The following is a 21,371-nucleotide window of genomic DNA, read 5'->3' as shown; positions in this document are numbered from 1 at the left end:
CGTGGTCAGCGCGGGTCCCACCGGCGGCGTCGGCCGCGCCGCAGGACCGCGACCGAGGCCAGTGCCACGGCGGTCGACAGGAGCAGGGCGACTGTCGCCACGGCGGCGCGACGGACCGCCGGATCGGGCGCCGGGACCGAGGCCAGGACGGCGGGTGGTACCGGTTCGCGGGTCGGGGTGTCGGCCAGTGTCGGGTCGATCGTGGTGACCGCCGCGTACGGGTCGACGGTGCCGGCGCCCAGCCGGGGGTCGCCCGGTGCCGACGGTGGTTCGGCGGTCAGTCGCAGCCGGTCGCGGACCTGCGCCTGGGTCAGCTCCGGCCGGTACGACCGCACCAGCGCGGCGGCCCCGGCGACGTACGCGGCGGCGACGGCGGGTCCGCCCACCCGGTAGTGGCCGGGGCCGGCGGGTGCGACGCTGACCGCGCCGGTGGCGGGTGCCACCAGGTCGACGCTGGCGGACGGCGGGCTGTCCTCGGTCGGTACGCCGTCCGGGTCGATCCCGCCGACGGCCAGGACCTGCGGGAACGCGGCCGGATACCAGGGCGGTGCGGCGGTGGCCGACGGCGGCGCGCTCCGGTCGTCGACGGCGGCGACCACCACGATGTCGCGGGCGACGGCCTCGGCGACCGCCGAGGCGAGCCGGTCGTCGGTGCCGGGCCGGCCGGTGCCGACCAGGATCACGTCGGCGCCGAGGGTGGTCGCGGCCCGGATCCCGTCGGCGAGCCCGGTCGGCGGCACCCGCCCGTCGCGACCGGTGATCCGGATCGGCAGCACCGTCGCCGCCGGGGCGATCCCGACCACTGCGGTGCCGCTGACCGGGCGGGCGGCGACGATGCCGGCCAACGTGGTGCCCCGGCCGAGGCAGTCCCGGTCGGCCCGACCGGCGTCGGTCACGTCCCGGCCGGCCGTCACCGCTCCCCGCAGGGCCGGCGCGGTGGCGCTGACCCCGCTGTCGACCACGGCCACGGTCGCCCCGGCGCCGCGGGTCAGCGGCCAGGCCGCCGACGGACCCAGTCGGGCCACCGCCCACGGCATCCCGGTGGCGGTGACCGGCGACGCACCGACGCAGCCGTCGGTCACCGTCGGCAGGGCCGGCGGCTCGTTCTGGCGGGACTGGGCGGGAGCCGCCGGTACGGCCAGCGCCGTGACCACGACACACGTGCCGAGCGCAGCTCGGGAGACCGTTCGTCCGACGGGCACCGCCGTCTCCTCTCAGCCGGTCCGGTCGGCCGGCGACCTCGGCGGTCGGGCCCTCGGGTCGTCGTCGTGCCGGTGCGGGTCATCGTGGCCGGGCCCGGCACCCGGGGGCGGGTCGGCAGACCGGTTGCGGGCCCGCCGTGACCACCAGGCCAGACCTCCGGCTGCTGCGGCCAGCAGGAGCACCACCAGCGCGGCGACCGCTGCCGGGCCGGGGGTCGCGTCGTCGGCGAGGGTGGCGAGCCCTTCGTGCCGTTCCTCCTCGGGAAGGGTCGCGGTCACGGCGGCGCCGGCGTCGACCATGCCGAAGCCGGTCAGCGGGTCCGGGACGCGCGAGGCGGCCGGGTTCGCGGTGACCCGCAGCCGGTGGGTCACCGCCGCCGCGTCGAGGTTGGGCAGTGCCGCCCGGACCAGCGCCGCGGCCCCGGCCACGAACGCGACCGCGTACTGGGTGCCGCTGCTGGCCCGCGTCCCGTCCCTACCGGCGACCAGGGTGGCGATGTCGATACCGGGGGCGACCAGGTCGACCCCACCGCTGCGGTAGTCGGCGGCCAACTGGCCGTCGGCCCCGACGCCGGCCACCCGCAGCAGCCCGTCCGCGTCGTCGGGGACGGTCGCGGCGCCGGTGTCGGTCGACGCGCCGGCCACGACCACCACGTCGTGCGCGAGCGCGGTACGGATCGCCTCGGCCACCTCCGGGGCGGCCGGGTCGACGTAGCCGCCGAGGGCGATCACGGTGCTGCCGGCGGAGACGGCGACCTCGATGCCGGTGGCGACGTCGGCGGCCCGTGCCTGCGGGGTCGTCGTCACCACCCGCACCGGCAGCACGGCCGAGGCCGGGGCGACGCCGCCGCCGGAGCCGTCTGCGTCGTCGCGGGCCGCGATGATGCCGGCCATCGCGGTGCCCGATCCGAGACAGTCGACGTCGCCACGCTCGTCACCGGCGACGATGTCGACCCCGGTGGTGACCCGCCCGCCGAGCGGGGCACGGCTGCCGTCCACCCCGGAGTCGATCACCGCGACCAGGACACCGCCGCCCTCGGTGAGTTTCCACGCCTGCTCGGCCGCCAACTCCTGCTGTGCCCAGTCCGAGCCGGTCTGGGGGCCGGCGGTGACCGCGCAGCGGCCGGTGCCGGGCGCCGGGGAGCGTGCCGGGCTCGGGGTGGTCGCCGGTCGGCTGCCCGGGGTCGGTGTGGTGGGGGCGCCGACCGAGGAGAGCATGCCGTAGCGGACTCCCTCGCCGTAGGCGTCCCACGGCAGCACGATGATCCAGCCCGCCCGCAGCTTGTCCGGGTCGGTGAGCCGACCGCCGTCGGGTTGTACCCGGCCGGCGTTGAGGTGCAGGACGTCGGTGGTCCGTGCGGTGGTGCCCAGGAACCGCTGTGTGATCACCGACAGTCGTTCCGGTTCGCCCTGGTAGGACGAGGTCACGACGTAGTACTTGGCATAGGTCTCCACCGGGGCGGCGACCGCCCGATGCGGTGCGACCAGCGACGCGACGACAGCCAGCACGAGCAGCCGGCACCACCATCGAGTCCACGAACGCCGCTGTGCCGTCACCGACCGCCTCCTCCACTCGGGTGCGTCCACCTCACGTCGACGCCTGCACTACGCACGCCGGGCCGGGCCGGTTCACCACACGTGTGGTCGGTGATCCACAGGGTTCGTTCGACGGTGCTATAGATGGACGATATGCGGCCCATCGCGCGCGCGGCGTCCGGCGGTCCCCCTCAGATCCGTCGCCTCGACGCGACCCGGCACCGCCGAGTGGAGGGCCTGTTCGACGTCTGGTTGGAGCCGCGACCGGACGGCGCGTTGGCGGCCGTGGGGGCGGACGGTCCGGCGCTGACCGCGAAGGACATCGCCGACCTGGTACGCCGGTCGGGGGCTGCCGGTGACGACGTGCGGATGCTGACCGCCGACGGGGAGCGGCGGGCGAGCCTGTTCCGCGAGGTCGCCGCCATGCTCGGTCAGGACGTGCTGATCACTCCGGCGGGTGCCGACGTCCACCATCGGTGGCTGCCCGACGAGCCGGAGGCGCCCCGGGACGCGGTCGCCGTGGGGCGGGCCAGCGGCGACCCCGTCGACTGGACGGTGCTTCAGCCGCCCGGCCTGGAGTCGTCGCTGCCGGGCTGGTTCGATCTGGTCGACGGGACCGTGCAGGCCCGGACGGGGACCGTCGTGCTGGCGCTGCCCGGGGGGCTGGCGCTGGCGACCCGGGCCGATTTCACCGCCCGGCGGGCGGCGGTGGCCCGGCTCGCCCCGGGTGACCCCGATCTGGTCACCGTGGCCGTCACGGTCCGGTCCGCCGGGTTCCTGGTCGGCGACTACCGGGGCACCCAGGAGATCCTGACCGGCCCGGCGCTGGCGGCGGCCCTGTCCAGCCTGCCGTTGTACGGCGGGGACCTGCGGCTGTGGCTGACCTGGCCGGCTGATCCCGCCGAACGGGTGCGGTTGGCCGCCGAAGTCGCCGCGCTCGCCGAGGCCAGTGGTGCGACGGTGTGGACGCCGCCGGTCGGTGGCACCGCCGAGATCCTTGCCGAGTCCGGTGACCTGCGGGCGCTGGACGCCGGCGGCGCACCGGGGCGTTGGCACGACCATCAGCCGGACGACGGGTCCGGCGGGCCGCCGCGCTACCTGAGCACCGCCGACGGTCGACTGCTGCCCACCACCGAGGTCATCATGGCCGGTCTGGCGGCGGCCCCTCGCACCAGCGTGACGCCGGCCGACGTGCCGACCGACGCAGGACCGGGTCGTCGGCCGGTGCTGGCCGCCGATCCGCAACGCCCCGCCGGGTACGGCGTGAGCTGGTTGACGGACGGGCTGCCGGTGAACACCGCCCCGGTCGAGTTGTACGTGACGACACCGGTGTCGCCTGCCGAGGTGCTGGCCGACGGCGTACCGGCTGCGGAGCTGTTCCTGATCGGTCGTCCCGATCTGGCGCAGGCCGCCGCCGGCCGCCGGGGCGGGTACCTGTTCCGGGCCCGGGTGGCACCCGGCGGGGCGGTCCGGGTCACCTCTCTCGACCTGCACGTGCCCGCCGACCTGCAGCACCTGCTGGCGCAGGCCGACGCGTACCTGCTGCCGGCCGGTCGGCTCGACCGGGTCCGGATGCTCGCCGCGTACTCCCTGGACCGGGCCTCGGTGTCCACGCTGGAGCGGGAGTTCGACGAGCCGGTTCCGGTCCGGTTGCGGTGTGCCGGGGCCCGGCACGGGGTGGTCGGCCTGCCCAACGACGCGGACCGCTGGCCGCGGGCCCGCTTCGGCCGCTGCTACGCGCTGGTGCCCGTCACGGCTCGGGCGCTACCCGGCGGTTGGCTGCCCCTGCACCGCGAGCAGCCCGGTGTCCGGGACGGCCACTGGCTCGTCGAGCTGCGGGTGCCCGCGCGGCGGGCGATCGACGTCGCGGCCACCGCGGATCGGCTGGACAGCCTGCCGCTGGTGCGCTCGCGGGCCCCGCGCCTGCGGGCCGCCGGGATCGCTCTGGTGCTGCCGACCCGGGCCTACCCCCGGGTGACGGTGACCCGCAGGTTCCGGCCGACGGCTCAGGGCTGGATGGTCGTCCCCGGGTCGTCGGGCGCCGTGTCGTTGGCGGCGATGCTGTCGGCCGTGCCGCCGTCCGCCTGAGTCGGGGCGACCGGTTCGGTCGGGGTCGGCACCTCGACCACGATCGACCATCGGGCGCGGAGTACCTCCCCAGTGAGCACCGGCACCACTGCGCCACCGCTGTCCGCCGCCATCCGCCGCGCAGCCCGCAACCGTGCGCCGCGCAGCCCGCCGCTGAACACGACGGCCGCTGTGCTGCCAGGGTCGGGCATGTCCAGGGGGAACTCGTCCAACCATCGGGCGCCGGGCGGCGGGTCGGCACCGAGCGCGTCGCCGACGACCATCACGTCCACGTCCGCCGCCAGCAGTTGCCGGGCCAGTGACGCGGCCCGTTGCCGGCAGGCGACCGGGTCACCCGTCACGGTCAGAACGTCCGGGGTCCGGGCCAGGTCGACCCAGAGGCCCCACCCGTCGCGGTGGCCCAGCCGGACCGGAACCCGGGCACCGGTGAGTTGCTCGTCGTCGGCCAACCAGGCGTACGCGGGCGGGGCGGAGGGGCCGGCCGCACCGACGAGCTGGACCCGCAGTGCGGTGGAGGCGTCGTCGAGGTCGGTGCGCAGTTTGGTGTATCCACTGGTCCCGCTCTCGGGCCGGGGGCGCACGGCGGATTCCGGCGGGCCCGAGGCGAGCCGCTGGTCGCCCCCGTCGCGTGAGCTCGACGCGACGATCGGACCGGGTGCCGTGGAGGCCGGGCCGCCCGACGTGACAGCCGGGCCGCTCGGACGGCCCGGCGCGTCGGTGGTGTCCGGGCCGTCGGTGAGGTCCGGGGCGCTCGTCGAGTCCGGTCCGAGAATGGTGCGCCCGGGGCTCGGCCCGACTTCGGTGGTCAGGCCGACGGAGGCGGGCACCGGTGGCGGGACGGCGGTTCTCCTGTCGGGGGCGGATGCCGAGACGGTGACCGGCGCTGCGGTGTCAGCCGGAACGACGACGGCGGCCGTCGGCGGACCGGATGCCCCGGTGGCCTGCGGTCGGGGCACCGGGCTGCGCTCCGGTCGGACCCGTGGTGCGGGTGGTTCCCCGATCGGAGCGGTGTCGGCCTGGCTCGTTCCCGGCCGCCCGCGTCGCAGCATCCACAGCACGATCGCGAGCAGCATCACCATGACGCCGAACGCCGCCAACCGGAACAGGAAGCCGCCGAGGCCGTCCGGGTCGGGGGCGTTCGGCGGCGGTCCGGCGGCCGGCGCCTCGCCGACGGACCCGGCCGGCTCCGTCACCTCCGGCAGTGGTCCCACCGTCACCCCGGGGCCGTCGGCGTCGGCCGGCAGCTCCAGCAGCCAGCCCTCGCGCAGCACCAGCGGATCGGTGAGCCGCGCACCGTCCGGCTGCAGGCGGTCCCGATTGAGGTCGAAGATCTCCCGGAACCGGTTGCCGTCGCCGAGGGTGCGTGCCGCGATCTGGTACAGGAACTCCGGTGCGCCCTGATCGGTCGCGCCGACGACGTAGTAGCGGGTCGTGGCGGACCCCGTGGTCGCCGGTGTCGGCGTGTCCGCAGGTGCGGCGGCGCGGGCCGGGCCGGCAGTCGCGAGCGCCACCAGGGCGGACACCAGCACCACGGCAGCCAGGCCACCGGTACGGCGTCGACTGACGCGAAGCCCCATCGTCGACCGTCCCTTCCCGACTGGAATCCACTCCGGACCACCGGCCCGCTGCGCCCGGGTTGCCGCACCCACTACGCGCGCCGCCACCGTCTGGTTCACACGGTGGTGGGAGCGCGGTGATCGGTCAACGGCCGCGACGGACCCGGGTATCTTGCAAGACGGCGGGGCAGTCGTGACGGGGCCGGCTGGGGTGACCTGGAGGTGTGATCGTTGGGAGCACCACGACGGTTCGTCGCACCGTTGGTCGCCGCCCTGCTGTGTCTCGGCGCCCCGGTCCCGGCCCGGGCCGAACCGGTGCCGAATCCGGCCGGTTCCCACGTCAAGTACTACGTCGTGCGGGGCACCGGCAGCGGCGCGCCGGAGTCGCTGTGGGACATCTCGACCCGGCTGCTGGGCAGTGGCGACCGCTACCTGTCGATCGTCGCGCTGAACGAGGGACGGATCCAGCCGGACGGTGGCGTGCTCACCGACCCGACGGCGCTCCGGGTCGGCTGGTTGCTCGTCCTGCCCTGGGACGCGTACGGCGACGGGGTCCTGCACGGACTCCTGCCGACCCGCGTACCGACCCCGCCCACGCCACCGCCGCCGAGAGCGGACGGCCGCTCCTCCGGCGACGGTTGCGGTTCGGCGGCCACCACCAGCGACATGGCGGTGCCGTGGGCGCAGCTGCGGCTCGCGCCGAGCGTCGCCTGGCAGCGGAGCACCGGCAACGGGGTGACCGTGGCCGTGGTCGACTCCGGCGTCGACGCCACCGTGCCGGCGCTCGCCGGGCGGGTCCGCCCCGGTGCCGACGTGAACGTCGTCGACGGCCGGGGCGACACCGACTGCCTCGGGCGGGGCACGGCCCTGGCCGGCATCGTCGCGGCACAGGCACGCCCGGGAAGTCACTTCACCGGGATGGCGCCCGGGGCCGTGATCCTCCCGGTCCGGATCCCGTTGCGTGACGGGAAGGCTGCCGGCGACGACGTGGTAGACGCCGTCGGGCTGGCGGTCGACGCAGGTGCCGACGTGGTGATGGTGCCGGCCGAGGTGACTCTGACCGAGGCGCACCGCGCCGCCCTGCTCGGCTTCGCGGCCGACGCCGACGTGGTGCTCGTGGTCGCCGCCCCGCCGGCCGGCTCCGCGCTCGGCGACGGCCCGTACGACGGTCTGCTGCGCGTCGGGGCGGTCGGCACGGACGACGAACCGGCGTACCCGTACCCGAAACGGGCCGTGGACGTGCTCGCGCCCGGCGTCGCGGTGGCCAGTGTCGGGCTGGGCGGCACCGGGGAGGTCGAGGCCAGCGGCACCGATTTCGCCGTGCCGTTCGTGGCCGGCCTGGTCGCGCTGGTCCGCTCCGCCCACCCGGACCTGGACGCCGCCGCCGTGGTCGCCCGCGTCGTCGACGGCGCCGAACTGGGTCAGGAACGGGCGCCGGATCCCCGGTACGGCTGGGGTGTCATCGACCCCGCCGCCACCGTCGGTGCCGCCGCGCAGGCGGAGACCACAGGCGGGCGGACCGGCACGTTCACCGTCGACCGGGGTCCGGGCCTCGCCGTCGTGGTGGTGGTCCTGCTGGGGATGATCGGGTTGCTGGTGGTCGGTGTCCGACAGGGGCGACGGCGACAGTGACCGGTGTGCGGGTCCCGCTGCCTTCCTGAGGAGCCCGGCCTCCACGGTCCAGGCGACAGCGCGGACACCGACGAGACGTCAGGCGATGCGGTCGTCGGCGCGCTTCGAGGCGGCCCGCTTGTCGACTCCCGGCAGCATCTTCGCCGGGTCCCGGGTCACCACCACGTCGACGACGCTCGGGCCGGGCGTGGTCACCGCCTCGGTGAGAGCCGGCGCCAACGCGTCCGGATCCTCGATCCGGACGCCGTGGCAGCCGAGTGCCGACGCCACGGCGCCGTAGTCGATCTCGGACAGGTCGGAGGACTGGTAGCCGCCGTCGAAGAGCACGTGCTGCAGGGCCTTCACGTATCCGGAGGCCGCGTTGTTCACCACCACGATGGTGGCGTTGACGTCCGCTCGACGCAGCGTCTCGAGGTCACCGAGGGACATGTTGAGACCGCCGTCGCCGGAGAGCGCCACCACCGGGCGGTCGGGCACGGCCAGCGCCGCGCCGAGCGCACCGGGTACGCCGTAGCCGATCGAGGCGAGGCCGCGGTCCGCCACGTACCCGCGCCCGGCCTGTTTGGTGTCGTAGAGCAGCCCGGTCCAGTGGGCGGCGAACCCGCCGTCGGCGATCAGCACGGCGTCGGCGGGCAGCATGCCGTTGAGTTCGTGCACCAGGCGGGCGACGTTGATCGGACGCTCGTCAGTGGTCAGTCTGGGCCGGGTCCGCTCCTGCCAGGTCCGGCGCCGCCCGTCGATCTCCTCAAGGTAGCCGGTCCGGGTGGTGGTGGAGGAGGCAGCGGCGAGATCGGTCAGGGTGCTGGCCGCGTCGCCCCACAGCGCGACGGTGGGTCGGGCGGTTCGTCCGAAGTCCTCGCTGAGGACGTCGATGTGGATCATCGGGGTGGCCGGCGGCAGCAGGTCGTACCGCTCGGTGGCTATCTCGCCCAGCTTGCACCCCGCCACCACGACGAGGTCGGCGGTTTTGATCAGGTCGTTGGCGTAGCGCGAGTAGCGCCCGAACAGACCGATCGACAGCGGGTCGAGACAGGACACCGAGCCCTTACCGCTCATCGTGTGCGCCACCGGGACTCCCCAGGCGCGGACGAACGCAGCCAGCGCCTCATGTGCACCGGAGAGATGGATGCCGCCACCGGCCAGCAGGACGGGACGTTCGGCGGTGGCCAGCAGCGCCACCGCGCGGTCCAGCGTGTGCTGGTCGGGCCGGGTGCGTCGGGCCGGTACGCGGTGCGTCTCGGAGTCGGTCCAGAAGGCGTCGTCGGGCATCGTCACCTGGGCGTGGCAGACGTCCTCGGGCACGTCCAGGACCACCGCGCCGGGTCGACCGGAGGTGGCGATCGTGTAGGCCCGTCTGACCAGTTCCGGGATCCGTTCGGGCTGTTCCACCCGCAGCAGTGCCTTGGCCGCCGGGCGCAGGATCTCGACCTGCTGGGTCTCCTGAGTCATGTGCCGGCCGCTGTATCCGCGGTGGGTGTCCCCGGTGACGGCGATCAGCGGTACTCCCGCGTTGGTCGACTCCGCCAGTGCGGTGACGAGGTTGGTCGCGCCCGGGCCGAGGGTGGCGTCACACACGCCCGGACGGCCGGTCATCCGGGCGTAGGCGTCGGCAGCGAACGCGCCCGTGCGTTCGTCGTTGATCAGGTGGTGGCGCATGCCGAGCGTGCGGACGGCGGCATAGAACGGCAGCAGTTGGAAGCCGCCCATGCCGAACATGTCGCCGGACTCGTGCGCGGCGAAGGACCGGGCGAGCGCTTCGCCCCCGGACATCGTGCTGGTCATGACGCCTCTTTCGGGGTGTGGCGGCGAACGCGGGAGACGACCTGTGGAACGGTCATGCCGGGCCGTATCCCGGCGGCTGCGGCGGGTTCGTTGACGACGGTGACGATGCCGTCGGCGTAGGTCGAGCGGGCGTCACCGATGCGGGCGGTGTCGGCGCCGACCGTGACGGCCGGGATGCCGCGGGCGGCGAGCGCCGGTAACCGGGTGGTGCCACGCCCGTCCGGTCCGCCGCCCGCGTCGTTGAAGACGGCGGCGCGGACGTCCACCTTCACGGCGGAGGCCGGTACGCCGCCGAGCAGTGCACCGTGTGACCCGGTCACCACCACCAGGTCGCGGTCGGCGGGGGTGACCAGGGAGACGGAGTCGAGACCCACCACGCCGGGGGCGAGGGTGTGCCGGGCCTCCTCGACGTCGTCGGCGAAGTCCAGGTCGGACGGGGCGGCGAACTCCATGGACACGGCGACGCGGGCGGGCTGTCCGGGCCGGCATCCGTGGGCGGCGGCCGTCTCGTTGACCACGGAGACCACGCCGGTGTCCAGGACCGCCTGTCCGTCCCCGATCGGCGCGCTCAGGTGCGAGACGGCGATCCCGGGTACGGCGTACCGGTCCAGCCAGGCCAGGCCGGACACGCCGGCGCGGTCCCGGCCGAGCCCGGCGTCGTTGAACACGGCTGCGGCCACCCGGTGCCGGGCTGCGGTGACGGCGGCGAACAGTCCGCCGTGCGAGCCGGTCACCGCGATCACCCCGGCGGCGGGCGCTTCGAGGCGGGTCACCGAGTGCACCACGACGACGGTCGTCACATCAGGTCCCGGACGGCGTCGGCGATGCGCTGCGCGGAGGGGACCGCTGCCTGCTCCAACGGTCTGGTGTACGGGATCGGCACCGGCGCCGCGCAGACCCGTCGTGGCGGTGTCCGCAGCGCCGACAGTGCCGCCGGGTTCTCGCAGACCGACGTGACGATCTCGGATGCGATCGAGCACGCGGCGGGTGCCTCGTCCACCACGACGAGTCGACCGGTGCGCCGCACCGAGGCGGTGACCGTCGCGGTGTCCAGCGGCGCGAGGGTACGGGGGTCGATCACCTCGGCGTCGATTCCCGCGGCGGCGAGGTCGGCGGCGGCGGCCAGCGCCTCGTGCACCTGATGGCCGATGGCCACGATGGTCACGTCGTCGCCGGCCCGGGCGGTGCGGGCGACGCCGAACGGGATGGGTTCGCCGAGCGTGTCGGGGACGTCGGCGGCCTGCGGGGACAGCCGGACGCCTTCGAAGAACACCACCGGGTTGTCGTCGAGCAGGGCGGTGCGCATCAAGCCGTACGCGTCCTCGCCGGTGGACGGCGCGACCACCTTGAGGCCCGGCATGGCGGCGAACATGGCGTACGGCGACTGCATGTGCTGTGCGGCCAGGCCGGTGCCGGCGCCGTAGCTGACCCGGATCACCAGGGGGATGCGCACCTGCCCGCCGAGCATGAAGCGCAGCTTCGCCGCCTGGTTGAAGACCGGGTCGAGCGCGCCGAAACCGAAGGTGACGTTGCGCCACAGGAAGATCGGGCGGAGCCCGCACATGGCGGCGCCGACGCACATGCCGGTCAACGACGGCTCGGAGATCGGTGTCTGGCGCACGCGCTGCGGGCCGAAGTGCGCGGCCAGCCCGTCCGGTGGGTCGGTGGCGAGGAAGAAGATCCGAGGGTCGCGTTCCATCTCGTGCCGGACCGCGAGGTCGACGGCCTCGTCGTAGGTGGTGGCCGCACTCATCGGGTGACCTCCGCGAAGACGTCCTCGGTCAGGGTGGACGGGTCGGGGTACGGGCTGGCGTCGGCGAAGGACACCGCCGCTTCGATCCGGTTCCGGACCTCGGACTCGACGGCCGTCAGGTCGTGTCCGTCGGCGCGTAGCCGGTTGCCGAGCAGGACGATCGGGTCTCGGGTCGCCCAGTCGTCCCGCTGCTCCTGAGGGCGGCGGTCGGGCTGGTTGGCGTACCGGAAGCTGTGCCAGGTGGTGCGGAAGGTGACCGCCTCGATGAAGGTCGGTCCGTGGCCGGACCGGGCCCGGTCGACCGCCTCGGCCGCCGTGGCGTGCACGGCTTCCACGTCGTTGCCGTCGACCCGCACCGACGGCATGGTGGCGGGCGGGACGAGTTCATGGATCCGCTCGGTGGGCAGCGCGTCGGCGGCCGGGGTGTGTACGGCGTACTGGTTGTTCTCGCACACCCAGACGGTGGGGAGCTTCCAGGTCGCCGAGAGGTGCAGCGACTCCCACAACGCGCCCTGCCCGGTCGCGCCGTCGCCGAAGAACGCCACCGACACCCGTGGCTCGCCGAGGTAGGTGGCGGCGAAGGCGGACCCGAGGATGAGTGGGACGCCGGCCGCGACGATGCCGTTCGCGCCGAGAATGCCGAGGTCGACGTCGGCGACGTGCATGGATCCGCCGCGACCTCGGCAGTAGCCGCCCACCCGGCCGAACAGTTCGGCCATGGTGCGGTCCGGGTCGCCGCCCTTGGCCAGCAGGTGGCCGTGTCCGCGGTGGGTGGAGGCGATCCGGTCGTCGGTGCCGAGTGCCGCGCACACTCCCGTGGCGACCGCCTCCTGTCCGATGTACGGGTGCACCGTCCCGTGGATGCGGCCCTCGCGGCGCAGCTCCACCGCGCGCTCCTCGAAGACGCGGATGAGCACCATCCGCCGGTAGAGGTCGATGAGGTCAGGGCTGTCCGGCATGGGTGTCTCCTTCCCGGCTGCGGCGCAGGGCCTCGCCCGGGTCGCCACCGACGTAGACCGACATGACGATGTCCTCGGTGAGGTCCGCGCTGGGTGCGTCGAGCACGGCCTGACCGCCGCGCAACAGGACGCAGCGGTCCGCGACGCCGAGGGCCAACTGGACGTTCTGCTCGATCAGCAGGATGGTCACGCCCTCGGCGCGCAGTCGCCGGATCACGTCCGCGACCACCTCGACCTGGGCCGGTGAGAGTCCGAGCAGCGGTTCGTCGAGCAACAGGACCCGGGGTCGGGCCATCAGACCCCGGGCGATCGCCAGCATCTGTTGTTCGCCACCGGAGAGCTGGTGCGCCAGTTGCTTGCCGCGTTCGGCCAGGATCGGGAAGAGCGAGTACGCGTGCTCCTCGGACGCCACGCGGTGTTTGCGCGCCTGCTTGAGGGTGGCGCCGAGGAGCAGGTTCTCGCGTACCGAGAGATAGCCGAAGAGCCGTCGGCGTTCGAGCACGTGGCAGATGCCGAGCGGAACCCGCTGGTGTGCGGGCAGGTGTTGCACCGGTTCGCCGGCGAGCAGGACCTCGCCGCCCCAGGAGCGGTGCACCCCGGACAGCGCGGCCATCATGGTGGATTTTCCGGAGCCGTTCGGGCCGAGAATGGCGGTGATGCCGTGTTCCTCGAGGGTGAGGTCGACACCCCAGAGCACCTGGTAGTCACCGAAACCGGAGGTGATGTCGCGGGCTTCCAGCAGGGGCGTGGTCATGCCTGCCCTCCCAGATATGCCTGGCGGACGCGCTCGTCCGCGATCACGTCGGCGGGTGGGCCGAGGGTGAGTACGCGTCCGAGGTGCAGGGCCAGCACCCGGTGGGCCAGTGACTCCATCACCCGCATGTCGTGCTCGATCAGCACGATGCTCACCCCCTCGGCGTTGAGTCCACGGACCAGGTCGACGAGTTGTTGGCGGGCGCCGGGGTCAACCCCGCCGGTGACCTCGTCGAGCAGCAGCAGCCGGGCGCCGGTGGCCAGGGCGCGCGCCACCTCCAGTCGCTTGCGCTGTCCGGTGGAGAGCCCACGGGCGTGCACGTCGCGGCGGTGTTCCAGGCCGACCCGGTGCAGTGCCGCGTCGGCCGTCTGTCGGGCCCTGGACGTTCGCCGCTCGCCGACCAGCGCACCGATCATCACGTTCTCGAGGCAGGTCAGGTCGGGGAAGGGCCGCAGCTTCTGGAAGGTTCGGACCACGCCCCGGCGGGACACCGCGGACGGGGACAGGCGGTGGATCGGTCGGCCGGCGTGCAGGATCTCGCCGGAGTCCGGGTTGACGAAGCCGGAGACGAGTTCGAACAGGGTGGACTTGCCGGCGCCGTTCGGACCGATCACGCCGAGGATCTCGCCCTCGTCGACGGTGAAGCTGACGTCGCGGGTGGCGTGTACGCCACCGAAGCGTTTGTCCACGTGGCGGAGTTCGAGCAGGGCGGTCACGAGCGCACCTCCTCGGGCGCGGTGGTGGCCGGGGCCGGTGGTGGGGGCATGGCCGGTGGTGTCGGACCGGGTCGGATCCGTCGGTACGCGCGGGTGGCCAGGTCGACCACGCCGCCGGGGGCGTACCGCAGCACGATGACCAGCAGGAGGCCGTACACGGCGAGGTAGAGGGCGCCGAACCGGCCGCCCAGTTCGGCGCGCAGCAGGAACTGCAGCGGGATGATGCCGATCGCGCCGATCAGCGGGCCGGCGGGGCTGCCCATGCCGCCGATCGCGGCGATGAGGGCGACCTGGATGGACAGTTGCAGGGTCATGGTGCCGGTCGGGTCGACGTAGCCGATACGTGCGGCGTTGAGTGCGCCCATGGCGGCGGCGATGGCGGCCGAGACCGCGAAGACGGCGAGTTTGAGCGCGGTGACCCGGACGCCGAGCGAGGCGGCGGCGACCGGGTCGTCGCGGATCGCGCGCAGGAAGAGGCCGGTGCGTGAGGGGGCCATCCAGGCGGTCGCGGCGGCGATCAGGACCGCGCAGAGCAGGAAGATGATGGCGTAGGTCGCGGGTGATTCGAACATGAGGTTGGTGGGCCCGGGTTCGAACGGCAGGAAGATCCCCTCTGCCCCACCGGTGACGTCTTTCCAGTTCAGTGCGGTGATCGAGGCGACCTGGGCGAAGGCGATGGTGGCGATGGAGAAGTACGGTCCGCGCAGGCGCAGCGTCAGCAGTCCGACGATGGCCGCGATGGCCGCGGCCAGGACCACGCCGAGGAGCAGGCCGACGAGCGCGTTGCTGGTCAGTTTGGTGGCGGCCAGCGCGGTCGAGTACGCCCCGATCCCGCTGAACGCGGCGTGACCGAGCGAGACCTGGCCGGTGTATCCGGCGAGCAGGTTCCACGAACCGGCCAGTGCCGCCCAGAATCCGAGCAGTGCCAGCATGTCCAGCCAGTACGGCTCGTTGGTCAGCGCCAGTGGGAGGGCTATCGCGACCAGGGCCGCGGCGAGGTAGGGGATCGCTCGTCGCATCAGGCCACCCGGAACTCTTCGGCGCCACGGGTGCCGAAGAGGCCGGCCGGACGCAGGAGCAGGACGATGATCAGGGCGATGAAGTAGCACGCCTGTTTGACGGCTTCGCCGATGAAGTAGCCGCTGACGGTCTCGATGACACCGATCAGCAGACCGCCGGCGAGCGCGCCGCCGAACGAGCCGAGCCCGCCCAGCACCACCACGACGAATCCGACGAGCACGAGTTGCTCGCCGACCCCCGGATAGATCGGAATGATCGGTACCAAAAGGCTGCCCGCGACGGCGGCGATGGCGGCGCTGACCGCGACGGTGAGCAGGTAGATGCGGTCGACGCTGATGCCGAGCGTGGACGCGGCGGCCGGGTCCTGGGCGGTCGCCCGGATGGCCCGGCCCCACGTCGTGTGGTGCAGGTAGGCCCAGAGCGCCAGCGCGACGACGACCGCCACCCCGAACGCCGCCAGCCGGGTCGTGGACACGACCGTACCGAAGATGCGGACGGTGTTGTCGGTGTAGCTGGTCGTCACTGTGCGATAGGTGCCGCTGACCAGGTAGAGCATGCCGTTGAGCAGCAGGAGTGACAGGCCCAGCGTGGCGAAGACCTGGACGAAGAAGCCCTTGCCCATGATCGGGCGAAGGACGACCACGTACACCAGGGCACCGAGCAGGAATCCGGCCGGAGCGGTGATCAGCACCGACAGGAACGGGTCGATGTTCCACCACTGGTGCAGGAAGTAGGCGGCGAACATCGAGAGCATGACGAGCTCACCGTGCGCGAAGTTCACCACCCGCAGTACTCCGAAGACCAGGTTGAGGCCGACGGCGATCAGCGAGTAGAGGGCGCCGATCAGTACGCCGGAGACGACCAGCTGGGCCAGGGGCATGGCTATCCCGCCGTCCGCGAGGGTGTGGACTCGGACGGGATGGTGATGCCGAGGATGCGGGCCAGGTTGCCGCCGAGGATCGCGGGCATGTCCTCCTCGGCGACACCGGACCATTTGGTGATCTTGTCGAGTTCCTGGCCGTAGGGGAGGTACGGGATGTCCGATCCCCACAGGACCTTGTGCGCGCCGACGATTCGGACCGCTTCGGAGATCCACCACGCCGGGTAGAACTCGGTGGTGTCCAGGTAGAGGTTGTCCAGCCGCTTGCCGAACGCGAACGCCTCGTGGTGGAACCCGTAGAGGCCCATGTGGCCGACGATGAAGTTGATGGTCGGGAAGTCCATCGCCAGGTCGGCCATCAGCGCCGGGGTGGCGGTCCAGACCTCGCCGCAGTGCGCGATGACCGCGAGTTCCCGCTCGGCGATCGTGTCCATCAGTGGCTTGACCAGCCGGGCGTCGTTGATGGGGTAGGCGCCGTCGAGCAGCGGGTGGAACTTCAGTCCTTTGACACCGGCGTCGGCCAGGTCGTTGATCAGGGCTATGTTGTGTTCCACGCCGTAGTTCGGGTTGATCCGGCCGAAGGCGATGATCCGGTCCGGGTGCTGCCGGCCCGCCTCGGCCAGCACCATGCTGGCCTTGGAGTAGTCCGAGATCGGGTTGGACGTCGGGAAGAAGCAGGCCATGTCGACGCCGGCTTCGTCCATGAACTCGATCGCCAGGTCGGGTCCGAACACCCCGGATCGGACGTCGGAGGTCTTGGCGACCAGCTGGCTCTCACCCACGTGGGCGTGCACGTCGACGATGAATGCGTCGGTGCCGTTCGGCAACGTGATCATGGGTTCGCGTCTCCTAAAGTCAGTTGCCCCAGGCAGGCAGTGGCAGGTCGATGGGCTGGGCGGTGGTGAACTCCTTGGGGTAGACCGTCACGAGCTTGCCGTCCTGCCACTGCGTGACAGTGGTCAGCGCCCGGGTGTTCAGGCCGGCGTTCGCCTCGTCGGTCGAGTACTTGATGCCGTAGCCCAGCAGGGTCGAGCCGAGCGGAAGGTCGAGGCTCTGCGCGGCGGCCCGGATGTCGTCGGTGGAGAGTGAGGCAGCCTTCGGCAGGACCTCGTTGAGCAGTACCCAGGTGCCGGAGAAGCCGAGGTCGGAGTTGGTGGAGAGCTTCTCCTCGCCGTACGCCTCGATGTAGCGCTTGCGGTATTCGTCGCGGACGGCCACCGCGTCCGGGGTCAGTGCGGAGTCCGGCAGCGAGGCCGACGCGGGGGTGTCGCCGACCAGGATCCCGTTGGTCTTCTCCTTGAAGGTGTTGAGGAAGGCGGGGTTGGAGACGCCACCGGTGACCAGGACGGCCTTGGGGGCGAAACCGGTCTGTGCGGCCTGCCGGAAGAACAGCACCGTGTCGTCGACCAGCAGGGCGCCGATCATCACGTCGACCCGCTGCTGGTTGAGCTTGAGCACCAGCGACGAGAAGTCCCGGGTCTGTGCCGCGTTGTAGCTCTCGTTGGCCACCACGTTCAGGCCGAGTTCCTCTGCCTTGGCGAGCGCGGCCGCTCCGATCGTCGCGCCGTACGCGCTGTCCTCGGCGACCACCGCGACCCGCAGCGCGCCGGGTGTGGTGTTCAGCGCCGGTGCCAGGAACTCGGCGACCGCGCTGGCCTGCATGGTGCCGATCGCGGTGCCGGTGGCGTTGTACTGGAAGACGTTCTTGAACCCGCGTTTGGTGATCTGGTCGGAGGTGGCGACGGTCTCCCAGTAGATCTTCCCGGCGCGCTCGGCGACCTGAGTGGCGGGCAGGCTCAGCGCGCTCGACTGGGTGCCGATGATGATCGGCACCCGCTGTTGGTTGATCAGGCGGGTCGCCTCGCTGGTGGCGGCGTTCGCGTCGGGCGCATCGGCCTGGGCGAACTCGATCTGGCGGCCGTCGAGACCGCCGCGCTCGTTGAACATCTGTCGGGCGATCTCGGCGCCCTGGAAGGTCTCCGTGCCCAGCACCGCGTTGGGGCCGGTGAGCGGGAACAGCGCGCCCAGCCGGACCGGGCCGCTGTCACCGCCGTCGGCGGAGGAGTCGTTGCCGCACGCGGAGGTCGCGACGAGCCCGAGAATCACGAGGGGAATGAGGAATCTATTGCGGAAAGCCATTGCCGTTCTCCTTGTTCGACGGCGGGAACACCTCGAGGTAGATCGCATCGGCCTGGCCGACACCGCCGCAGATCGAGGCGATGGCCAGGCCACCGCCCCGTCGCCGCATCTCATGAATGAGGTGGACCACGATCCGGGCGCCGGACGCGCCCACCGGATGACCGATCGCCACCGCTCCCCCGTCCACGTTGGTCCGGGCACGCAGCCCGGCCACGTCCATCCCGTAGGTCTCCCCCAACTTGTGGGTGGTGACCAGCGCCGTGGCCGCGAACGCCTCGTTGACCTCCAGGAGGTCGACGTCGGCGAGCGTCGCTCCGGCGTTCTTCAGCACCAGCTCGATCGCATCGGCGGGCAGTGCCGCGGCGTACCGCGGATTGCCGGAGACCGAGGCGAAGCCGAGGATCCGCGCCAGCGGGCGCAGCTCCCGTTCGGCGGCCGTCCGTGGTGTCGCGAGCAGCACGGCCGCGGCGCCGTCGTTGAGGCCGGGCGCGTTGCCCGCGGTGACGGTCGGGCTGCCGTAGACCGTCTTGAGCTTGGCCAGCTGCTCGGGGGTCACGGCGGGGCGCGGCGGCTCGTCCCGGTCGACGACGCTGCCGTCCGGCCGGGTCACCGGCAGCAGTTCCGCGTCGAAGCGGCCGGCCTCGTGGGCGGCGCCCCACCGTCGCTGGCTCGTCAGCGCCCATTCGTCCTGGGCTTCGCGGCCGTATCCGAACTCCAGGCCGACCTCGCCGGTGTAACGGGCCACCGGGGCGCCGAGCACCGGGTTGCGGATGATCAACGGATCCTCGGCCACCACGTCGGCGGGGCGGTTGCCCCAGCGTCGGGGCAACTGGTGGGGCGTCGCGCTCATGTTCTCCATGCCGCCGGCCACGATCAGGTCGGTGAGGCCGGTCCGCAGTTGGGCGTCGGCGACGCCGATGGCGGTCATCGCCGAGCAGCAGGCCCGGTCGACGGTCAGCGACAGTGTCGATTCGGGAAGGCCGGCGAGCATGGCGGCGACCCGGGCGGCGGTCATCGGCGGGCCGGGTAGGCAGGTGCCGAGAACCACCGAGCCCACCTCGTCGGGGGCCACTGCGGCCCGTTCGGCGGCCGCCCCGACCACGAGCGCGCCGAGGTCGACCGTCGGCACGTCGCGGAGGCTGCCGCCGTACCGGCCGACCGGGGTACGGACGGCGGAGACCACCAGGGTCGCGTCCTCGGATGTCATCCCACTACCCCCTGCTCGCGGAGTTCGGCGATGGTGCCGGTGTCGAGGCCGAGCAGCCCGGACAGGACGACGTCGGTGTCCTGTCCGAGCGTCGGTGCGGCCCGGTCGAATCCGGCCGGGGTGGCGGAGAAGGCCATCGGCAGCTCCGGCGCCGCGATCCCGTCGACGGGCCCGGCGAGCGGATGCTCGACCGGCCGCAGCACGCCACGGAAACGCACATGGGCGTCGTCGACGATCTGCAGGACCTCGAGCACCGGTGCGCACGGCACGCCGTGCTCCCGCAGTGTCTCGATCACGGTGTGTTGGGAGCGGGCGGATGTCCACTGCTCGACGAACGCGTCGACCTCCGCCGCCTCGGCCATCCGTTGTTCCTGTGCGGCGAAGAAACCGGAGGTGACCAGGTCGGCGCGGCCCATCGCGGTGAGCAGCGACCGCCAGTGTCCGTCGTTGCCGCAGGTGATGACGAGCCAGCCGTCGGCGGCCCGGTAACTGTTGAACGGGGTGAGGCGGGTGCGTTGGTTACCGGTGCGCACCGGGATCCCGCGTCGGGTGTAGAGGTCGGGCGCTTCGTCGAACACCGATGCCAGGAGTGCGTCCTGCATCGAGATGTCGAGCAGTTGTCCCTCTCCGGTGCGGTCCCGGTGCCGCAGCGCGGCGAGGATCGCGATGGTGGCGGTCAGTCCGGCGATCACGTCGCCGGAGGCGATTCCGGTGCGTAACGGCGGATCATCCGCTCTGCCGGTCAGCGACATCATCCCGGACAGCGCCTGCGCGACCAGGTCCATCGCGGGCAGGGCCGCGTTCGGGCCGGTCTGACCGAATCCGGAGATCGAGCAGACCACCGCGCGGGGGTTGGCCGCCAACAGGGTTGCCGGCGCCAGCCCGAGGGCAGCCATCGTGCCCGGACGGAAGTTCTCCACCACGACGTCGGAGACCGCGAGGAGGTCGAGGAAGGTCTGCCGACCGCGATCCTGCTTGAGGTCGATCGCGAGGCTGCGTTTGCCTCGGCCGCGTTTGAGCATGGACAGTGACATCTGGTCGCCGTCCGGGCGGCCGAAGCTGATCCCGTCGCTGCCGAGGTACGGCGGATTGCCGCGTGCCGGGTCGCCGGCACCGGGACGCTCGATCTTCACCACCTCTGCGCCGAGCCCGGCGAGATACATCGTGGACAGTGGGCCGGACAGGAAGATGGTGAGGTCGAGGACGCGGACCCCGTCCAGTGGGCGGGCCGTCATCGGCCGCCGCCCAGCGCTGCGGCGCAGGCCTGCGCGGTCCGGACGACGGCCTTGGCCAGTGCGGAGGTCTGCGCGGCGCGGATGCGTTCGGCCGGGCCGTAGACCGAGACGCACAAGGGCGGGCGGCCGGGCACCGCGATCGGTGCCGCGATGCCGATCGCGCCGGTCACCCGCTCACCGTGGCTGAACGCGTACCCGTCGGTGCGGGTACGGGCGATGCCGTCGAGCAGTTCGTCCTTGCCGACGATGGTGCGCCCGGTGACGGGCTTGAGGTCGACGTCGTCCAGGTACTGCTCGATCTCGCCGTCGGGGAACAGGGAGAGCAGCGCGCGTCCGGCCGCACCGGCGTAGAGCGGATACAGCTCCCCGATCGAGGTGGCGAACCGGAGGTCGTGCGGCGACTCGTACTGGAAGATCGTCATGCGTTGCCAGCCGACTGCCATGTGCAGGCAGACCGTCTCGCCGACCTCGGACCAGAGGTCGCTGAGCATCGGACGGGATTCGCCGACCAGGTCACTGCGTCGCGGATAGGTGGCGGCGAGTTCGAGGATCCCCTCGCCGATGGAGTAGCGGCCGGACGGCGAGTCGTAGTGCAGGAAACCGACGTGTTCGAGGGAGACCAGCAGCCGGTGCACCGCGCTCTTGCTGAGGGTGAGATCGGCGGCCAGGTCACGGACGCTCTTGCCGCCCTGATGGGCGGCGCAGGCCCGTAGCACTGCGGCGACCCGGTCCACCGAGTCGAGCGTCTCGTCACCACGAACCATGATCGCTCCTGTCCCGCTGAACGGCCATCTGTCCCGTTGGGCGACACCATAGGCATCGGCTTTCGTACAAGTCAAGACACTGACCGTTAAAGATTCTCCGATGAAACAGCAGGTCACAGCGCTGTCGACAAACTCTTGACCCGCCTGT

18 protein-coding genes are annotated in these 21,371 nt (G+C 72.5%); 2 read left to right on the top strand and 16 right to left on the bottom strand.

Going from position 1 to position 21,371, the window contains the following annotated elements; all coding sequences use genetic code 11:
- Positions 1-5: 5 nt before the first annotated feature.
- Complete coding sequence (locus ACFYTT_RS01215; protein WP_387256955.1) at positions 6-1,202, bottom strand: S8 family serine peptidase; 1,197 nt, start codon at positions 1,200-1,202, stop codon at positions 6-8.
- A 12-nt stretch (positions 1,203-1,214) separates the two neighbouring features.
- Positions 1,215-2,759: a S8 family serine peptidase gene (locus tag ACFYTT_RS01210; protein ID WP_387256952.1), complete on the bottom strand. Its 1,545-nt coding sequence runs from the start codon at positions 2,757-2,759 to the stop codon at positions 1,215-1,217.
- 132 nt (positions 2,760-2,891) lie between these two features.
- Here ACFYTT_RS01210 and ACFYTT_RS01205 point away from each other — a divergent pair, with 132 nt between their 5' ends.
- Positions 2,892-4,826, top strand: a complete 1,935-nt coding sequence (locus ACFYTT_RS01205; protein WP_387256950.1) for a hypothetical protein — start codon at positions 2,892-2,894, stop codon at positions 4,824-4,826.
- Here ACFYTT_RS01205 and ACFYTT_RS01200 read toward each other — a convergent pair.
- Positions 4,745-6,403 carry a hypothetical protein gene (locus tag ACFYTT_RS01200; protein WP_387256948.1) on the bottom strand — a complete coding sequence of 553 codons (1,659 nt, stop codon included), beginning with the start codon at positions 6,401-6,403 and terminating at the stop codon, positions 4,745-4,747. The two genes, ACFYTT_RS01205 and ACFYTT_RS01200, sit on opposite strands and share 82 nt — an antisense overlap.
- 210 nt (positions 6,404-6,613) lie before the next feature.
- Between ACFYTT_RS01200 and ACFYTT_RS01195 the strand changes: the two genes are divergently transcribed.
- A complete protein-coding gene (locus ACFYTT_RS01195; protein ID WP_176093507.1) occupies positions 6,614-8,014 on the top strand; it encodes a S8 family serine peptidase in 1,401 nt (466 codons plus the stop codon).
- A gap of 78 nt (positions 8,015-8,092) precedes the next feature.
- On the opposite strand, the gene ACFYTT_RS01190 is transcribed toward ACFYTT_RS01195, so the two are convergent.
- The 13 genes from ACFYTT_RS01190 to ACFYTT_RS01130 are packed head-to-tail and all read right to left on the bottom strand — an operon-like array spanning position 8,093 to position 21,223.
- Positions 8,093-9,796 (bottom strand): thiamine pyrophosphate-binding protein, encoded by a 1,704-nt coding sequence (locus ACFYTT_RS01190; RefSeq protein WP_387256945.1) that lies wholly within the window; start codon positions 9,794-9,796, stop codon positions 8,093-8,095.
- Positions 9,793-10,596, bottom strand: coding sequence for a hypothetical protein (locus tag ACFYTT_RS01185; protein ID WP_131051190.1), 804 nt, complete (start codon positions 10,594-10,596; stop codon positions 9,793-9,795). Before ACFYTT_RS01185 ends, ACFYTT_RS01190 begins: the two co-directional genes overlap by 4 nt.
- Entirely contained in the window at positions 10,593-11,549 is a 957-nt protein-coding gene (locus ACFYTT_RS01180) for an alpha-ketoacid dehydrogenase subunit beta (protein WP_387256943.1), read from the bottom strand. Before ACFYTT_RS01180 ends, ACFYTT_RS01185 begins: the two co-directional genes overlap by 4 nt.
- Positions 11,546-12,508 carry a thiamine pyrophosphate-dependent dehydrogenase E1 component subunit alpha gene (locus tag ACFYTT_RS01175; protein WP_387256941.1) on the bottom strand — a complete coding sequence of 321 codons (963 nt, stop codon included), beginning with the start codon at positions 12,506-12,508 and terminating at the stop codon, positions 11,546-11,548. The genes ACFYTT_RS01180 and ACFYTT_RS01175 overlap by 4 nt, the downstream gene beginning before the upstream one ends.
- Entirely contained in the window at positions 12,492-13,262 is a 771-nt protein-coding gene (locus ACFYTT_RS01170; RefSeq protein WP_217705983.1) for an ABC transporter ATP-binding protein, read from the bottom strand. The genes ACFYTT_RS01175 and ACFYTT_RS01170 overlap by 17 nt, the downstream gene beginning before the upstream one ends.
- Positions 13,259-13,978 (bottom strand): ABC transporter ATP-binding protein, encoded by a 720-nt coding sequence (locus tag ACFYTT_RS01165; RefSeq protein ID WP_131051187.1) that lies wholly within the window; start codon positions 13,976-13,978, stop codon positions 13,259-13,261. The genes ACFYTT_RS01170 and ACFYTT_RS01165 overlap by 4 nt, the downstream gene beginning before the upstream one ends.
- A complete protein-coding gene (locus ACFYTT_RS01160) occupies positions 13,975-14,997 on the bottom strand; it encodes a branched-chain amino acid ABC transporter permease (RefSeq protein ID WP_387256937.1) in 1,023 nt (340 codons plus the stop codon). Before ACFYTT_RS01160 ends, ACFYTT_RS01165 begins: the two co-directional genes overlap by 4 nt.
- Positions 14,997-15,878: a branched-chain amino acid ABC transporter permease gene (locus ACFYTT_RS01155; protein ID WP_161594881.1), complete on the bottom strand. Its 882-nt coding sequence runs from the start codon at positions 15,876-15,878 to the stop codon at positions 14,997-14,999. The genes ACFYTT_RS01160 and ACFYTT_RS01155 overlap by 1 nt, the downstream gene beginning before the upstream one ends.
- 2 nt (positions 15,879-15,880) lie before the next feature.
- The gene (locus ACFYTT_RS01150) at positions 15,881-16,714 is read right to left on the bottom strand and encodes an amidohydrolase family protein (protein WP_131051184.1); all 834 of its coding nucleotides are present in this window, start codon (positions 16,712-16,714) and stop codon (positions 15,881-15,883) included.
- 19 nt (positions 16,715-16,733) lie between these two features.
- Positions 16,734-18,017 (bottom strand): ABC transporter substrate-binding protein, encoded by a 1,284-nt coding sequence (locus tag ACFYTT_RS01145; protein ID WP_387256932.1) that lies wholly within the window; start codon positions 18,015-18,017, stop codon positions 16,734-16,736.
- Positions 18,001-19,224, bottom strand: a complete 1,224-nt coding sequence (locus ACFYTT_RS01140; RefSeq protein WP_387256930.1) for a thiolase family protein — start codon at positions 19,222-19,224, stop codon at positions 18,001-18,003. The genes ACFYTT_RS01145 and ACFYTT_RS01140 overlap by 17 nt, the downstream gene beginning before the upstream one ends.
- Positions 19,221-20,459 (bottom strand): CaiB/BaiF CoA-transferase family protein, encoded by a 1,239-nt coding sequence (locus ACFYTT_RS01135; protein ID WP_131051181.1) that lies wholly within the window; start codon positions 20,457-20,459, stop codon positions 19,221-19,223. The genes ACFYTT_RS01140 and ACFYTT_RS01135 overlap by 4 nt, the downstream gene beginning before the upstream one ends.
- Positions 20,456-21,223 carry an IclR family transcriptional regulator gene (locus ACFYTT_RS01130; RefSeq protein ID WP_387256928.1) on the bottom strand — a complete coding sequence of 256 codons (768 nt, stop codon included), beginning with the start codon at positions 21,221-21,223 and terminating at the stop codon, positions 20,456-20,458. The genes ACFYTT_RS01135 and ACFYTT_RS01130 overlap by 4 nt, the downstream gene beginning before the upstream one ends.
- Positions 21,224-21,371: the final 148 nt, after the last annotated feature.

Source organism: Micromonospora sp. NPDC003816, from assembly GCF_042874705.1.
Classification (GTDB): Bacteria; Actinomycetota; Actinomycetes; order Mycobacteriales; family Micromonosporaceae; genus Micromonospora.
This window is presented reverse-complemented; position numbering and strand designations above follow the sequence as displayed.

Coding starts and splice junctions, on each gene's coding strand:
- ACFYTT_RS01130 (WP_387256928.1), bottom strand. CDS start 21,223: ATGGTTCGTGGTGACGAGACGCTCGACTCGGTGGACCGGGTCGCCGCA.
- ACFYTT_RS01150 (WP_131051184.1), bottom strand. CDS start 16,714: ATGATCACGTTGCCGAACGGCACCGACGCATTCATCGTCGACGTGCAC.
- ACFYTT_RS01140 (WP_387256930.1), bottom strand. CDS start 19,224: ATGACATCCGAGGACGCGACCCTGGTGGTCTCCGCCGTCCGTACCCCG.
- ACFYTT_RS01135 (WP_131051181.1), bottom strand. CDS start 20,459: ATGACGGCCCGCCCACTGGACGGGGTCCGCGTCCTCGACCTCACCATC.
- ACFYTT_RS01200 (WP_387256948.1), bottom strand. CDS start 6,403: ATGGGGCTTCGCGTCAGTCGACGCCGTACCGGTGGCCTGGCTGCCGTG.
- ACFYTT_RS01190 (WP_387256945.1), bottom strand. CDS start 9,796: ATGACCAGCACGATGTCCGGGGGCGAAGCGCTCGCCCGGTCCTTCGCC.
- ACFYTT_RS01170 (WP_217705983.1), bottom strand. CDS start 13,262: ATGACCACGCCCCTGCTGGAAGCCCGCGACATCACCTCCGGTTTCGGT.
- ACFYTT_RS01155 (WP_161594881.1), bottom strand. CDS start 15,878: ATGCCCCTGGCCCAGCTGGTCGTCTCCGGCGTACTGATCGGCGCCCTC.
- ACFYTT_RS01145 (WP_387256932.1), bottom strand. CDS start 18,017: ATGGCTTTCCGCAATAGATTCCTCATTCCCCTCGTGATTCTCGGGCTC.
- ACFYTT_RS01180 (WP_387256943.1), bottom strand. CDS start 11,549: ATGAGTGCGGCCACCACCTACGACGAGGCCGTCGACCTCGCGGTCCGG.
- ACFYTT_RS01160 (WP_387256937.1), bottom strand. CDS start 14,997: ATGCGACGAGCGATCCCCTACCTCGCCGCGGCCCTGGTCGCGATAGCC.
- ACFYTT_RS01205 (WP_387256950.1), top strand. CDS start 2,892: ATGCGGCCCATCGCGCGCGCGGCGTCCGGCGGTCCCCCTCAGATCCGT.
- ACFYTT_RS01175 (WP_387256941.1), bottom strand. CDS start 12,508: ATGCCGGACAGCCCTGACCTCATCGACCTCTACCGGCGGATGGTGCTC.